Annotated in this window: 15 protein-coding genes; all 15 read left to right on the top strand. The window is 61.2% G+C overall.

The window, feature by feature from the left end; all coding sequences use genetic code 11:
- Position 1: 1 nt before the first annotated feature.
- The 15 genes from AB4Y34_RS26035 (at position 2) to AB4Y34_RS25965 (ending at position 15,487) form a co-directional block, all read left to right on the top strand.
- Positions 2 to 1,786 carry an ATP-binding cassette domain-containing protein gene (locus tag AB4Y34_RS26035; protein ID WP_368717646.1) on the top strand — a complete coding sequence of 595 codons (1,785 nt, stop codon included), beginning with the start codon at positions 2 to 4 and terminating at the stop codon, positions 1,784 to 1,786.
- The gene (locus AB4Y34_RS26030; protein WP_368717645.1) at positions 1,786 to 2,562 is read left to right on the top strand and encodes an ABC transporter ATP-binding protein; all 777 of its coding nucleotides are present in this window, start codon (positions 1,786 to 1,788) and stop codon (positions 2,560 to 2,562) included. Before AB4Y34_RS26035 ends, AB4Y34_RS26030 begins: the two co-directional genes overlap by 1 nt.
- A 176-nt stretch (positions 2,563 to 2,738) precedes the next feature.
- Positions 2,739 to 4,697, top strand: coding sequence for a tRNA uridine-5-carboxymethylaminomethyl(34) synthesis enzyme MnmG (mnmG, locus tag AB4Y34_RS26025; RefSeq protein WP_176380015.1), 1,959 nt, complete (start codon positions 2,739 to 2,741; stop codon positions 4,695 to 4,697).
- Positions 4,694 to 5,377: a 16S rRNA (guanine(527)-N(7))-methyltransferase RsmG gene (gene rsmG, locus AB4Y34_RS26020; protein WP_368717644.1), complete on the top strand. Its 684-nt coding sequence runs from the start codon at positions 4,694 to 4,696 to the stop codon at positions 5,375 to 5,377. Before mnmG ends, rsmG begins: the two co-directional genes overlap by 4 nt.
- Positions 5,378 to 5,447: 70 nt before the next feature.
- On the top strand, positions 5,448 to 6,239 hold the full coding sequence (locus tag AB4Y34_RS26015; RefSeq protein WP_176380017.1) for a ParA family protein: 792 nt from the start codon (positions 5,448 to 5,450) through the stop codon (positions 6,237 to 6,239).
- 18 nt (positions 6,240 to 6,257) lie between these two features.
- Complete coding sequence (locus AB4Y34_RS26010) at positions 6,258 to 7,145, top strand: ParB/RepB/Spo0J family partition protein (RefSeq protein ID WP_176380018.1); 888 nt, start codon at positions 6,258 to 6,260, stop codon at positions 7,143 to 7,145.
- 576 nt (positions 7,146 to 7,721) lie between these two features.
- On the top strand, positions 7,722 to 8,267 hold the full coding sequence (locus AB4Y34_RS26005) for an ATP synthase subunit I (RefSeq protein ID WP_176380019.1): 546 nt from the start codon (positions 7,722 to 7,724) through the stop codon (positions 8,265 to 8,267).
- A 165-nt stretch (positions 8,268 to 8,432) separates the two neighbouring features.
- Positions 8,433 to 9,284, top strand: a complete 852-nt coding sequence (atpB, locus tag AB4Y34_RS26000; RefSeq protein WP_013090956.1) for a F0F1 ATP synthase subunit A — start codon at positions 8,433 to 8,435, stop codon at positions 9,282 to 9,284.
- 81 nt (positions 9,285 to 9,365) lie between these two features.
- A complete protein-coding gene (gene atpE, locus AB4Y34_RS25995; protein ID WP_007180033.1) occupies positions 9,366 to 9,635 on the top strand; it encodes a F0F1 ATP synthase subunit C in 270 nt (89 codons plus the stop codon).
- Positions 9,636 to 9,771: 136 nt separating this feature from the next.
- Positions 9,772 to 10,242, top strand: a complete 471-nt coding sequence (locus AB4Y34_RS25990) for a F0F1 ATP synthase subunit B (protein WP_176125381.1) — start codon at positions 9,772 to 9,774, stop codon at positions 10,240 to 10,242.
- A 2-nt stretch (positions 10,243 to 10,244) separates the two neighbouring features.
- Positions 10,245 to 10,784 (top strand): F0F1 ATP synthase subunit delta, encoded by a 540-nt coding sequence (locus tag AB4Y34_RS25985; protein WP_176109928.1) that lies wholly within the window; start codon positions 10,245 to 10,247, stop codon positions 10,782 to 10,784.
- A 56-nt stretch (positions 10,785 to 10,840) separates the two neighbouring features.
- A complete protein-coding gene (gene atpA / locus AB4Y34_RS25980) occupies positions 10,841 to 12,382 on the top strand; it encodes a F0F1 ATP synthase subunit alpha (RefSeq protein WP_018432453.1) in 1,542 nt (513 codons plus the stop codon).
- Positions 12,383 to 12,522: 140 nt separating this feature from the next.
- Entirely contained in the window at positions 12,523 to 13,407 is an 885-nt protein-coding gene (gene atpG / locus AB4Y34_RS25975; protein WP_368717643.1) for a F0F1 ATP synthase subunit gamma, read from the top strand.
- Between the two features lie 101 nt (positions 13,408 to 13,508).
- The gene (gene atpD, locus AB4Y34_RS25970) at positions 13,509 to 14,903 is read left to right on the top strand and encodes a F0F1 ATP synthase subunit beta (protein WP_176109931.1); all 1,395 of its coding nucleotides are present in this window, start codon (positions 13,509 to 13,511) and stop codon (positions 14,901 to 14,903) included.
- Between the two features lie 158 nt (positions 14,904 to 15,061).
- Positions 15,062 to 15,487, top strand: a complete 426-nt coding sequence (locus AB4Y34_RS25965) for a F0F1 ATP synthase subunit epsilon (RefSeq protein WP_008917918.1) — start codon at positions 15,062 to 15,064, stop codon at positions 15,485 to 15,487.
- The last annotated feature ends 31 nt before the right edge of the window (positions 15,488 to 15,518 follow it).

Raw genomic sequence — 15,518 nt, 5'->3', positions numbered from 1 at the left:
GATGAAACGGATCATGCAAAAGAAGTTCTTCTGGTTGTTCCTCGTGGTGCTGTTCGCTTTGCCGGTTCTGCCGCAACCGATTCATGTGCCGGAGTACTGGGTCACGCTGCTGAACTACATCGGTCTCTATTCGATCGTTGCGATCGGCCTCGTGCTGCTGACCGGTATCGGCGGCATGACGAGCTTCGGGCAGGCCGCGTTCGTCGGCATCGGCGCTTATGCAACCGCGTATCTGACGACGAACTTCGGTGTGTCGCCGTGGCTCGCGCTGATTGCGGGCGTGATCGTGACTGCGCTGGTCGCGCTGATGCTCGGTCTCGTGACGATGCGCCTGTCCGGCCACTTCCTGCCGCTCGGCACGATTGCGTGGGGGCTCGCGCTGTTCTACCTGTTCGGCAATCTGGAGATGCTCGGCAAGTACGACGGCATCAACGGCATCCCGGTGTTGAATGTTTTTGGGATCAACCTCGAGTCCGGCCGCCATATCTATTACCTGGTCTGGGTGGTCGTGCTCGGTTCGGTCGTTTCTGTTCAGAATCTGCTTAATAGCCGTCCGGGTCGCGCAATTCGCGCGCTGCGCGGCGGTGGTCTGATGGCCGAGGCAATGGGTGTCAATACCGGCTGGATGCGCGTCGTGATCTTCGTCTATGCGGCGGTGCTTGCGTCGGTATCGGGCTTTCTGTACGCGCACTTGCAGCGCGCGGTGAATCCGACGCCGTTCGGGCTGAATCACGGCATCGAGTTTCTGTTCATGGCGGTGGTGGGCGGTGTCTCGCACGTCTGGGGCGCGGTGCTTGGCGCGGCAATCCTCACGGTGCTGCAGGATTATCTACAGACGCTGCTGCCGAAACTGCTCGGCGAGAACGGCAACTTCGAAGTGATCGTGTTCGGCATCATCATGGTGCTGCTGCTGCAGTATGCGCGGCAGGGCGTGTGGCCGTTCGTCGCACGCTTTTTTCCGCGTGGCCCGCGGGCGCATCTCGCAGACCACGCGGTCCCTCTGCCGCAGCGCAACAAGCCGCAGGCCGGCGAAGACCTGCTGACGGTGAACAAGGCGCGCAAGCAGTTCGGCGGCCTCGTCGCCGTGAACGATGTCAGCTTCGAAGTCAAAGCGGGGCAGATCATCGGGCTAATCGGACCGAATGGCGCGGGTAAGTCGACCACGTTCAATCTGGTGACCGGCGTGCTGCAGGCGACGAGCGGCGAGATCACGTTCCGCGGCGAGCGCATCGATGCGCTGAGTTCACGTGAAATCGTCAAGCGTGGCATCGGCCGGACCTTCCAGCACGTAAAGCTGTTGCCGGGCATGACCGTGCTCGAGAACGTCGCGATCGGTGCGCATCTGCGAGGCCATGCAGGTGTGTGGCGCAGTGTCGTGCGGCTGAACAGCTCGGAAGAGGCGCGGCTGATGGCCGAAGCCGCTCGGCAGATTCGCCGCGTCGGCCTCGAACAGCATATGTATGACGAAGCGGGCAGCCTGGCGCTCGGTCAACAGCGGATTCTCGAAATTGCGCGCGCGTTATGCTGCGATCCGACTCTGCTATTGCTCGACGAACCGGCAGCTGGTCTGCGCTATCAGGAAAAGCTGCAGCTCGCCGATCTGCTGCGCAAGCTAAAGGCGGAAGGGATGAGCGTGCTACTCGTCGAGCACGACATGGATTTTGTGATGAATCTGACGGACCGGCTCGTGGTGATGGAGTTCGGCACGCGAATCGCTGAAGGTCTGCCGCAGGAAGTGCAGCAGGATCCGGCGGTGCTCGAAGCGTATCTGGGTGGGGTGGAATGATGGACAACATGACAACGACCGGCGTGGCGGCCGCGGGACCGATTCTCGAAGTGGACCATCTGTCGGTCCGGTACGGCAAGGTCGAGGCGCTGCACAATGCGGCGATCAAGGTGCGGGCGGGGCAGATCGTCTCCGTGATCGGTCCGAACGGCGCGGGGAAGTCGACGCTGCTGAATGCAATCATGGGCGCGTTGCCGACGTCTGGTCATGCGAAAGGCGCGGTTTCCTATCAGGGAGAGGACGTCAGCGCGATGCCGGTGGAAAAGCGGGTCGCACTGGGTATGTGTTTGGTGCCGGAGAAGCGCGAGCTTTTCGCTTCGATGACCGTCGAGGACAACCTGCTGCTTGGAGCTTACCGACGCAAGCGGGCAGGAGAGCGCAACTTTCTCGATCAGCTGGAGCCGGTGTTCGAACTGTTCCCACGGCTGAAGGAGCGGCGCAAGCAGGCGGCGGGCACGCTTTCGGGCGGCGAACGGCAAATGCTCGCGGTCGGCCGCGCGCTGATGGGCAAGCCCGATCTGCTGATGTTGGACGAGCCGAGCCTCGGTCTTGCGCCGCTGATCGTGAAGGAAATCTTCCACATCATCAACGCGTTGCGGCAGACGGGCGTCGCGACGCTACTGATCGAGCAAAATGCGCGCGCCGCATTGCAAATCTCGGACTACGGCTATGTGCTGGAAACCGGTGAGCTGGCGCTGGAAGGGCCGGCGAGCGACCTCGCGCAAAATCCTCGGGTGATCGAAACCTATCTCGGCCTGGCTAAAAAGGCCGCATAAACGCGCGCTTTTTTCGGCGATCGCTGTGTTTGAAGGCGGTGTGTTTCACGTGAAACACGCCGTTTTTTTATTGTTTCACCATTCAGACGAAATTCGGGCCGAAACTTAACCCGTTATAATTCGGCCATACATTTTCCTTTGAAGGCTCACGCGACGATCTGGCGTGAGATCCCGCGATGCTTTTTCCCACAGAATTTGACGTAATCGTCGTCGGCGGCGGTCATGCCGGCACCGAAGCCGCTTTGGCGTCGGCGCGCATGGGCAATAGAACGCTGCTTTTGACCCATAACATCGAAACCCTTGGTCAGATGAGCTGCAATCCGTCGATTGGCGGCATCGGCAAAGGCCATCTGGTCAAGGAGGTCGATGCGCTCGGCGGCGCCATGGCGGCTGCCACCGACGAAAGCGGCATCCAGTTCCGCATCCTGAATTCGTCGAAAGGGCCGGCGGTGCGCGCGACGCGCGCTCAGGCCGACCGCGTCCTGTACAAGGCGGCGATCCGCCATCGTCTGGAGAACCAGCCGAATCTGTGGCTGTTTCAGCAGGCCGTCGACGATCTAATGGTCGAGGGCGACCGCGTGGTCGGCGCTGTCACGCAAGTGGGTATTCGTTTCCGATCGCGCGCGGTGGTGTTGACGGCTGGCACTTTCCTCGACGGCAAGATTCATGTGGGCTTGAACAACTACACCGGCGGCCGCGCCGGTGACCCCGCCGCGGTCTCGCTGTCGGCTCGGCTGAAAGAGCTGAAGCTGCCGCAGGGCCGCCTGAAGACGGGTACGCCGCCGCGGATCGACGGCCGCACGATCGACTATTCGCAACTCGAAGAGCAGCCGGGCGATCTGGACCCGGTGCCGGTGTTCTCGTTCCTCGGGCGCGTCGAACAGCACCCGCGCCAGGTGCCGTGCTGGGTCACGCATACGAATCAACGGACACACGACATCATCCGCGGCGGTCTCGACCGTTCACCGATGTACACGGGCGTGATCGAGGGGGTGGGGCCACGCTATTGCCCGTCGATCGAGGACAAGATTCACCGGTTTGCGTCGAAGGAATCGCATCAGATCTATCTCGAGCCGGAAGGTCTGACCACTAACGAGTTCTATCCGAACGGGATCTCGACGAGCCTGCCGTTCGACGTGCAGCTCGAGCTGGTGCGATCGATGCGCGGTCTGGAGCATGCCCATATCCTGCGGCCCGGCTATGCGATCGAGTACGACTATTTCGATCCGCGTGGGCTGAAGGCATCGCTGGAAACCAAGGTGATCAGTGGGCTCTTCTTCGCGGGCCAGATCAACGGTACGACTGGCTATGAAGAGGCTGCAGCGCAGGGCGTTCTGGCCGGCATCAACGCCGGCCTGTTCGTGCAAGGCAAGGAAGCATGGTGCCCGCGGCGCGACCAGGCTTATCTCGGCGTCCTCGTCGACGATCTGGTCACGCGCGGGGTGTCCGAGCCGTACCGGATGTTCACGAGCCGTGCGGAGTACCGTCTGAGCTTGCGCGAGGACAATGCCGACATGCGATTGACGGAGATCGGGCGCGAGCTCGGTGTAGTCGATGACGCCCGCTGGGACGCTTTCAGTCGCAAGCGTGACGCTGTTTCACGTGAAACACAGCGCTTGCGTTCAACTTGGGTCAATCCTAAGACCTTATCCGCGGAACAAGCCACCGCATTGCTCGGCAAGCCGATCGACCACGAATACAGTCTCGCGGACCTGCTGCGTCGTCCGGGTGTCAGCTACGACGGCGTCTGCGCGCTGCGCGATGGCGCTTGTGGCGCGCCGGAAGCACTAGCGGAAGACACCGTGCTGCTCGCGCAGATTAAGGAGCAGATCGAAATCGGCGTCAAATATCAAGGCTATATCGACCGACAGGCCGGTGAGATCGAACGCAACGAGGCGCAAGAGAACACCCGTCTGCCCGAAGGGCTGGACTACACCGAGGTGCGTGGACTGTCGTTCGAAGCCCGCCAGAAGCTGATGCAGTTCCGGCCGGAAACGATCGGCCAGGCGTCGCGTATTTCGGGCATCACGCCTGCCGCGATCTCGCTGCTGATGGTCCATCTGAAGCGTGGCCTCGGGCGTCGCCCGTCGAAACCTGCCGAGCCCGGCGCCGACAGCGCGCCGGTGGTGCAATGACGGCAGCGCAAAGCGGAATCGACCAGCAGGCCTTGGCGTCATTGCTCGCGGACGGTGTCCGTGAACTTGGCCTCGAACTCAGCGACGTGCAGCAGCGCAAGCTGCTCGATTACGTCGCGCTGCTCGCGAAGTGGAACAGCGTCTACAACCTGACGGCAATCCGCGATCCGCGGCAGATGCTGATTCAGCACATCCTCGATTCGCTGTCGATCGTGCCGCATTTGGCGCCGCGCGGACCGTCGTCAGTGCTCGACGTGGGCTCGGGCGGTGGCATGCCGGGCATCGTGCTCGCGATCGTGCTACCCGATTGGACCGTCACGACGAACGACATCGTTCATAAGAAGACGGCATTTCAAGCGCAGGCAAAGGCCGAACTGGGTCTCGCGAACCTGTCGGTCGTGACCGGCCGGGTGGAGACGCTGCAGCCTGGCGCCGAAGTACCGGCAAAGTTCGACGTAATTGTCTCGCGCGCATTCGCAGAACTCGCGGATTTCGTTACACTGGCCCGTCATCTGGTTGCGGAGCAGGGCGCGATCTGGGCGATGAAGGGTGTGCGGCCGGATGCCGAAATCGCGCGTCTACCGGCGGCTGCCCACGTGGAACAGATCATCCGGCTGAACGTGCCGTCGCTCGACGCCGAACGGCACCTGATTGAGGTGCGAGTGGACAGCGAAAGCTAACGGCCACGCGGCCTCCAGGCACCCCCAACGATTTTCACTTCATCCAAGCAGCAAAAGGGACACACCAACGATGGCAAAAATCTTCTGCGTTGCGAACCAGAAGGGCGGTGTCGGCAAGACGACCACCGCAGTCAATCTGGCCGCGAGCCTGGCAGCGCAGGGACAGCGAGTCCTTCTCATCGATCTGGACCCGCAAGGCAACGCCACGATGGGCAGCGGTATCGACAAAGCCGAATGTACGAACACGGTCTACGAGGTGCTCGTGGACAGCGTGTCGGTGGCCGATGCGCGCGTGCGGCCCGAGGCGATCGGATACGACGTGCTGCCCGCGAACCGTGAGCTCGCGGGCGCCGAGGTCGAGCTCGTCGGCATGCAGAATCGCGAGCGTCAACTCAGGACGGCGCTCGCTGCGGTCGAGGGCGAGTACGATTTCGTGCTGATCGATTGCCCGCCGGCTCTGTCGCTGCTGACGCTCAACGGACTATGCGCCGCGCACGGCGTCGTCATTCCGATGCAGTGCGAATACTTCGCGCTCGAAGGGCTGTCCGACCTCGTCAATACGATCAAGCAGGTGCACGCGAACCTGAATCGCGACCTCAAGGTGATCGGTCTGCTGCGCGTGATGTTCGATCCGCGCATCACGTTGCAACAGCAAGTCTCGGATCAATTGAAAGAGCACTTCGGCGACAAGGTGTTCGACGCGGTGATTCCACGCAATGTGCGATTGGCCGAGGCACCCAGCTACGGGCTGCCCGGTGTGGTGTTCGACAGGGCGTCGCGAGGCGCGCAGGCGTACGTGCAGTTCGGCGTCGAAATGATTGAGCGGGTGCGCGCGCTGAATGACGCGCCCCAGGCATCCTAAGCGGATCGAGGAAGCACGATGAACGCAGTAGCAAGAAAGAAGGGGCTGGGCCGCGGTCTGGAGGCATTGCTCGGCGGCACCGCGGATATCACGGAAGCAGCGGTGATCGACGGTGCGCCGAACGTACTGCCGCTCGGCAAGATGCAGGCAGGCAAATACCAGCCGCGTACGCGCATGGACGAAGGCGCGCTGCAGGAACTCGCGGCAAGCATCCGCGCGCAAGGGGTGATGCAGCCGATTCTCGTGCGTCCGATCGCGGCGGATCGCTACGAGATCATCGCAGGCGAGCGGCGTTTTCGCGCAGCGCGACTCGCGGGCCTCGATGAGGTGCCGGTGCTCGTGAAGGACGTGCCCGATCAGGCCGCCGCGGCGATGGCGCTGATTGAGAACATCCAGCGCGAGGATCTGAATCCGCTCGAAGAGGCTCAGGGCATCCAGCGCCTGCTGGACGAATTCAATTTCACGCATGAGCAGGCGGCAGAGTCGGTGGGCCGTTCGCGCAGCGCGGTGTCGAACCTCCTGCGGCTGCTGAATCTCGCGACACCGGTACAGACGATGTTGCTCGCCGGCGATCTCGATATGGGTCACGCTCGCGCGCTGCTCGCAGTCGATGCCGCGACGCAGATCACGCTGGCCAATCAGGTCGTCAACAAGCGCCTGTCTGTGCGCGAGACCGAAAAGCTGGTCGCGATGACCACGAAAGTGACGCCGGCGGTCAAGGCGCGCGCGAACCCGGATGGCGGCCGCGACACGCGACGGCTAGAAGAGGAACTGTCGGACCTGTTGTCGGCGACGGTGAAAATCAAGCTCGGTCGACGCGGTCGCGGCCAGGTGCTGGTGGACTTTGGCGATCTCGACGCGTTGGAAGGCATTCTTGTCCGCTTGCGCGGGAACGCGAACGTCTGAGTACAGAACGGCGCTTAGCAGCGAAGGGTGGTGACCGGCTGGCGGCCTGTGCATGAGCACTGCCGCGAGTTGGTTTACCTTCAGTGCGAGCAACTATCGTGGATTCCAAACAAACGATGCAAAAATAATCAGGAATCCTAGTTTCAAGCCTTCGACATCGACGCGGTAATCATCCTTACGAGCCGCTATCGCAAAGCGGCTCGATCATCGTGAAAATCGCGGCGATTATGGCGCAGTTCAATTGAAGAGCCGTCCCGTTTAGCCCTTAAAAAAAGCGGCGTTTGTTGCATTTTCGAGACGTCCGTCGCAGCGTCGAAACGACCTGCCAAAGAGCTTTGATCCACGCGACTACCCCCATGGATTTTGCCGCCCCCCGTCCACCTTACATTTGACGTGATTCGCGTCGTTAGCATATGTTCTACCGCATCGTGAAGGTACGTTTCACGCCGTTATAGGTTGGCCTAAAGTCTTGAATTGCCTGCAACTATCGCTTACAATCGCCCGGATTTAATTGCACGGCAACCCCGTAAGCGCTGCGTAAACTCGCGGGCTGAACGAGACTTTCGGAACATTGGGATGGCGGTTAAAACGTCGAATCTGTCGCCGGAAAATGGTGACGACAGACACCGCGCTGAACGCTCCGCACCCGAGACGTCCGCCAGTCGGCAGTTCGACCCGGCCGAAGCGTGGGACGACGCGCAGGAAGATAACAATATCGTTCCGCTCACGCGGGCCGAGGCGGAAAAGCTGTTTGGTCCCGGCGTGGGTCGTCCATCGCGCGTGACGCCGTTCAGGGTCGTCGCAGCGCAAATGGTTTTGTCCCTGGTTGCAACGCTGTTGTGGTGGCTGTTCTACCAGCCGCCGGGCGCTGCTGCGCTGTCAGCGTTCCTGGGGGGAGCGATCTGCTGGGTGCCGGGTGCGTTGTTCGCGGCGCGACTGGAAAAGCTGAGCGGCGCCGAGACCGTGATGAGTTGGATGATCGGCGAAGCATTAAAAATGGGGACAACGATTGCGATGTTTGTCGCAATCGCCTTCTGCTATCACGACGTACGTTGGATTCCGCTGCTGGTGACCTACCTCATCGCGCTGAAGACTTACTGGATCGCCTTGGCGTGGCGCTAAGGTAGCAGCACAAAAAATAGCAGCAAAAAGAATTTAAGGCCGGCGCGTAGCGCCGGCACGGGTGTGCGGACGAGACAGGGCCCGCACCCGGCGCGTTCCCGCAATACCGTATTTTGGTGGGAACGGCCTAGAACGATTTTCGACAATTTGGGTGGCTTTAACGATATGGCAGCTAGCGAAGGCACGCGCGCAATGGATCCGTCCGAGTACATCGCGCACCACTTGCAGAACTTTTCCACCGCACACCAGACGTCGATTTTCGACATCCATGTGTGGAATCTCGACACCCTTTTCTGGTCGATCGTGTGCGGTCTCGTCACGATCCTCGTGCTGCATCTGGCAGCCCGCAAGGCGACGTCCGGGGTGCCGGGCCGCTTCCAATGCGCGATCGAAATGCTGGTCGAAATGGTCGAGGATCAATCGAAGGCCATGATCCACGGCTCGCGCACCTTCATCGCGCCGCTCGCGCTGACGGTGTTCGTCTGGGTCGCGCTGATGAACTCGCTCGACTTTATCCCCGTCGACCTGCCGGGTCGGTTGATCGGCTGGCTGGGCCTCTCCGAAGTCATTCCGCACCACCGCCTCGTGCCGACCGCCGACCTCAACGGCACGATCGGCATCGCACTCGGCGTGTTCGTGCTGATGATTTACTACAACTTCAAGATCAAGGGCGCTGGCGGCTTCGTGCATGAACTGCTGTCCGCTCCGTTCGGCGCGCATCCGCTGCTGTGGATCCCGAACCTGGCACTGAACATCATCGAGTTCGTCGCGAAGACGGTCTCGCTCGGCATGCGGCTATTCGGCAACATGTACGCGGGCGAACTGTTGTTCCTGCTGATTGCCCTGCTCGGCAGCATCTGGAGCTTCGGCGCGGACACGACGGTGCTTGGCTTCATCGGCCACGTGGTCGCCGGCACAGTGTGGTCAATCTTCCACATCCTGATCGTTCTGCTGCAGGCGTTCATTTTCATGATGCTGACGCTGGTGTACATCGGCCAGGCACACGACGCGCACTAACCTGCGTTGTCGGCAAAGACTCGTAGTTTTTTAAATCCCAGTTCCAACCAGTTCTAAAAGACTTTTCACAAAGGAGTGATCATGCAAGCTTTCATCGCCAACATCCAGGGTCTGACCGCCATCGGTATCGGCATCATCATCGGCCTGGGTGCTATCGGCGCCTGTATCGGTATCGGTCTGATGGGCGGCAAGTACATCGAAGCATGTGCCCGTCAGCCGGAACTGATGAACCCGCTGCAAACCAAGATGTTCCTGCTGGCTGGTCTGATCGATGCGGCGTTCCTGATTGGCGTTGGTGTGGCAATGCTGTTTGCGTTCGCGAACCCGCTGCTCTCGAAGCTGGCAGGCTGAGGTTCCTCGGAGGTTTGCGCTTGAGCTATAACAAGTAAAGGCGCAGGGCGGAACGGGTACTGGGGCGCTGATCGAGCAGAATCGATGAGCGCCTTGCCGTTTCACTTTCCGAACAAGCAACGTTTAAGGAAACACCGTGAATCTCAACGCAACCCTGTTTGCGCAAATGGTCGTGTTCCTGATCCTCGCGTGGTTCACGATGAAATTCGTGTGGCCGCCGCTGATCAACGCCCTCGACGAGCGCGCGAAAAAGATCGCCGACGGTCTGTCCGCCGCGGAAAAGGGCAAGCAGGAACTCGAAGCCGCTCATAAGCGCGTCGACCAGGAACTGGCCCAGGCTCGCAACGACGGCCAGCAACGCATCGCCGACGCTGAAAAGCGCGCTGTCGCAGTCGCCGACGAAATCAAGGCTCAGGCGCAGGCGGAAGCCGCCCGCATCATCGCGCAGGCGAAGGCCGAAGCGGACCAGCAAGTCGTGAAAGCGCGCGAAGCGCTGCGTGGCGAAGTCGCTGCACTCGCTGTGAAGGGCGCTGAACAGATCCTGAAGCGCGAAGTCGACCAGGCAGCTCACGCTGACCTGCTGAATCAACTGAAAGCCGAGCTCTGATCATGGCCGAACTTGCAACCATCGCCCGTCCGTACGCGGAAGCGCTGTTTGGCGTGGCCGAAGCTGGTGACATCGCCGCCTGGTCCACGCTCGTGCAGGAGCTGGCACAGGTTGCGCGTCTGCCCGATGTGCTGTCGATCGCCTCGAGCCCGAAAGTGAGCCGCGCCCAAGTAAGCGATCTGCTGCTGGCTGCGGTCAAGTCGCCGCTCAAGGACAACGCGCAAGCGAAGAATCTGGTGCAGATGCTGGTGGACAACCATCGCCTGCAGCTGCTGCCTGAAATCGCCTCGCAGTTCGAAGAGTTGAAGAACGCCCGCGAAGGCGCGGCAGATGTGCTGGTCGTCAGCGCATTCCCGCTCGAAGGTGCGCAGTTGAACGAACTCGTCGCAAGCCTCGAACGCAAGTTCAAGCGCAAGCTGAAGCCGACGGTCGAAATCGATCAGTCGCTGATCGGCGGCGTACGCGTGACGGTCGGCGACGAAGTGCTCGATACCTCGGTCCGCGCGCGGCTCGCCAGGATGCAAACGGCCCTGACGGCCTGAAGCGCTTCGCGCTTTAGCGGCTGGCACGCAACAGAATTGACTATCAGGAGCGAATAATGCAACTCAATCCCTCTGAGATCAGCGAGCTGATCAAGAGCCGGATCCAGGGCCTTGAAGCGAGCGCAGACGTTCGCAACCAGGGCACCGTGATCTCCGTGACCGACGGTATCGTGCGTATCCACGGTCTGTCGGAAGTGATGCAGGGCGAAATGCTCGAATTCCCGGGCAACACCTTCGGTCTGGCGCTGAACCTCGAGCGCGACTCGGTCGGCGCCGTGATTCTGGGTGAATACGAACACATTTCGGAAGGCGACATCGTCAAGACGACGGGCCGCATTCTCGAAGTGCCGGTTGGTCCGGAGCTGCTCGGCCGTGTGGTCGACGCGCTCGGCAACCCGATCGATGGCAAGGGCCCGCTCAACGCGAAGATGACCGACGCAATCGAAAAGATTGCACCGGGCGTGATCTGGCGTAAGTCGGTTTCGGAACCGGTCCAAACCGGTCTGAAGTCGATCGACTCGATGGTGCCGATCGGCCGTGGCCAGCGTGAGCTGATCATCGGCGACCGTCAGTGCGGCAAGACCGCAGTCGCGGTCGACGCGATCATCAACCAGAAGGGCAAGAACCTCGTCTGTATCTACGTCGCGATCGGCCAGAAGGCTTCGTCGATCATGAACGTGGTGCGCAAGCTCGAAGAATCGGGCGCGCTCGAATACACGATCGTCGTCGCCGCTTCGGCTTCGGATTCGGCCGCAATGCAATACCTCGCGCCGTACGCCGGTTGCACGATGGGCGAATACTTCCGCGATCGCGGCCAGGACGCGCTGATCGTTTATGACGACTTGACCAAGCAGGCTTGGGCATACCGTCAGATCTCGCTGCTGCTGCGCCGCCCGCCGGGCCGTGAAGCTTACCCGGGTGACGTGTTCTATCTGCACTCGCGTCTGCTCGAGCGTGCTGCTCGCGTCTCGGAAGAGTACGTCGAGAAGTTCACCAACGGTGAAGTGAAGGGCAAGAGCGGTTCGCTGACGGCACTGCCGGTCATCGAAACGCAGGCAGGCGACGTGACCGCATTCGTTCCGACGAACGTGATCTCGATTACCGACGGCCAGATCTTCCTTGAAACCGACCTCTTCAACGCAGGTATCCGCCCGGCAATTAACGCTGGCGTGTCGGTGTCGCGTGTGGGTGGTGCGGCTCAGACGAAGGTCGTGAAGAAGCTGTCGGGCGGTATCCGTACCGACCTCGCGCAGTACCGTGAACTCGCTGCGTTCGCGCAGTTCGCATCGGACCTCGACGAAGCGACCCGCAAGCAGCTCGAGCGCGGCCGCCGCGTGACGGAACTGCTGAAGCAGCCGCAGTATCAGCCGCTGCAAGTGTGGGAACTGGCTGTGTCGCTGTTCGCAGCGAACAACGGCTATCTCGACGACCTCGAAGTTGCCCAAGTCCTGCCGTTCGAGAAGGGCCTGCGCGATCACCTGAAGTCGAGCCATGCTGACCTGGTCAAGCGTATCGAAGATACCAAGGAACTCTCGAAGGACGACGAAGGCCTGCTGCACACGGCCGTCAAAGACTTCAAGAAGTCCGGCGCGTATTGATCCGCGAGTGATCCGCAAGGCATAAACGGACCTTGAAGCGGCGCGGGCCGCATGCGAATGCTCCCGCGCTGCTTCGGCCGCTTTGCATGGGACCCGAGTAAGCGCTGAAGCGCTAACTCGGGCCGACAAAGGAGCAAGCAATGGCTGGAATGAAGGAAATTCGCGGCAAGATCAAGAGCGTGCAAAACACGCGCAAGATCACGAAAGCGATGGAGATGGTGGCCGCATCAAAGATGCGCCGCGCTCAGGAGCGCATGCGCGCTGCTCGCCCGTATGCCGACAAGGTCCGCGACATCGCCGCGCACATGAGCCGTGCGAACCCGGAGTATCGTCACCCGTTCATGGTGTCGAACGAAGGCGCAAAGGCGGCCGGTATCATCCTCGTCACGACTGATAAAGGTCTTTGCGGCGGGATGAACACCAACGTGCTGCGCGCGTCGCTGCAGAGGTTCAAGGAACTTGAAGGCCAGGGCAAGACGATCGAGGCAACCGCGATCGGCAGCAAGGGTCTGGGCTTCCTGAACCGTCTGCAGGCGAAGGTCGTGTCGAACGTCGTGCAACTGGGCGATACGCCGCATCTGGAAAAGCTGATCGGCGCGGTGAAGGTGCAACTCGACCTGTTCTCGGAAGGCAAGATTTCGGCGGTGTACCTCGCGTACACGCGCTTCGTCAACACGATGAAGCAGGAGCCGGTGATCGAGCAACTGCTGCCGTTGTCGGCGGACCAGTTCGAGCGCACGGAAGAAGACGGTACGACGCCGAGCACGCAGTGGGACTACATCTACGAGCCGGATGCGCAAGCAGTGGTGGACGAACTCCTGGTGCGTTATGTCGAAGCGCTGGTCTATCAGGCCGTCGCGGAAAACATGGCATCGGAGCAGTCGGCCCGCATGGTCGCGATGAAAGCCGCTTCGGACAACGCGAAGACGGTCATCAGCGATCTGCAGCTCGTGTACAACAAGAGCCGTCAGGCCGCGATCACGAAAGAACTGTCGGAAATCGTCGGTGGAGCGGCGGCCGTCTGACCTCGGTCAGACAGGTCGTTGCGTGTGCGCCCGAGCGGCGCACCCATCGGAGAAACTGCGCCTTTGCGCGAGTGAAGAATTGAGTATCTAAAGGAAAAGCGATGAGTACTACTGCTTTGGTAGAAGGCAAGATCGTACAGTGCATCGGCGCGGTGATCGACGTGGAATTTCCGCGTGAATCCATGCCGAAGATCTACGACGCGCTCATTCTCGAAGGTTCGGAGCTGACGCTCGAAGTCCAGCAGCAGCTGGGCGACGGCGTGGTCCGTACCATCTGTCTGGGTGCTTCGGACGGTCTGCGCCGCGGCACGATCGTGAAGAACACGGGCAACCCGATTAGCGTGCCGGTCGGCAAGCCAACCCTCGGCCGTATCATGGACGTGCTGGGCCGTCCGATCGACGAAGCCGGCCCGATCTCGAGCGAAACCACGCGTGCGATCCACCAGAAGGCTCCGGCGTTCGACCAACTGTCGCCGTCGACCGAACTGCTCGAAACCGGCATCAAGGTTATCGACCTGATCTGCCCGTTCGCAAAGGGCGGTAAGGTGGGTCTGTTCGGTGGCGCCGGTGTGGGCAAGACCGTGAACATGATGGAACTGATCAACAACATCGCGAAGGAACACGGCGGTTACTCCGTGTTTGCCGGTGTGGGCGAGCGTACCCGCGAAGGGAACGACTTCTATCATGAAATGAAGGACTCGAACGTTCTCGACAAGGTCGCGCTGGTGTACGGCCAGATGAACGAGCCGCCGGGCAACCGTCTGCGCGTTGCGCTGACCGGTCTGACGATGGCCGAGCACTTCCGTGACGAAGGCCTCGACGTGCTGTTCTTCGTCGACAACATCTACCGTTTCACGCTGGCCGGTACCGAAGTGTCGGCACTGCTCGGCCGTATGCCGTCGGCGGTGGGCTATCAGCCGACGCTGGCTGAAGAAATGGGTAAGCTGCAAGAGCGGATTACGTCGACCAAGACTGGCTCGATTACGTCGGTGCAGGCCGTGTACGTCCCTGCGGACGACTTGACCGACCCGTCGCCGGCTACGACCTTCGGCCACCTGGACGCAACCGTCGTGCTGTCGCGTGACATCGCTTCGCTCGGTATCTACCCCGCGGTGGACCCGCTCGATTCGACCTCGCGTCAGATCGACCCGCACGTGATCGGCGAAGAGCACTACTCGATCACGCGCGGCGTGCAGCAAACGCTGCAGCGCTACAAGGAACTGCGCGACATCATCGCGATTCTGGGCATGGACGAACTCGCGCCGGAAGACAAGCTCGCCGTCGCGCGTGCTCGTAAGATCCAGCGTTTCCTGTCGCAGCCGTTCCACGTCGCCGAAGTGTTCACGGGTTCGCCGGGCAAGTACGTGCCGCTGAAGGAAACGATCCGCGGCTTCAAGATGATCGTCGAAGGCGAGTGCGATCACCTGCCGGAGCAAGCGTTCTACATGGTCGGCACGATCGACGAAGCCTTCGAAAAGGCCAAGAAGATCCAGTAAAGGTCGGGTGTAACGAAGCGGGCGCGGGCCTCGCGCATCACGACTGCCAAAACGGTAGTGTTGAGCAAAGCCAGCGTCTCTTATTACGCTCAACCCGCCTTGCATGGGACGGGGGTCAGCACTAAAGCGCTAACTCTCGTCGACAGGAGTCGACACATATGGCAACCATTAAAGTAGACGTCGTCAGCGCGGAAGAGGAAATCTTCTCGGGCCAGGCGAAGTTCGTCGCGCTGCCAGGCGAAGCGGGTGAACTCGGCATTCTGCCGGGCCACACGCCGCTCATCACACGGATCCGTCCGGGTGCGGTGCGCATCGAAGTTGAAAACGGCGAAGAAGAGTTTGTGTTCGTCGCCGGCGGCATCCTCGAAGTCCAGCCGGGCGCAGTGACGGTTCTCGCCGACACCGCGATTCGTGGCAAGGATCTCGACGAAGCCAAGGCCGAAGACGCACGCAAGCGTGCGGAAGAGGCGCTGCAGAACACGGGTTCGAACCTCGAGTACGCCACCGCACAAGCGGAGCTCGCGTACGCGACCGCACAACTCGCGGCAATCCAGCGTCTGCGCAAGCTGCGCGGCCAGCACTAAAGCAGCACGTAGCAGAAGAAAGCAGCCCACG

Source organism: Paraburkholderia sp. BR10954, assembly GCF_040965775.1.
GTDB classification, from domain to species: Bacteria; Pseudomonadota; Gammaproteobacteria; order Burkholderiales; family Burkholderiaceae; genus Paraburkholderia; species Paraburkholderia youngii.
Note: the sequence above shows the minus strand (reverse complement) of the source record. Positions and strands in the feature narration are given on the sequence as shown.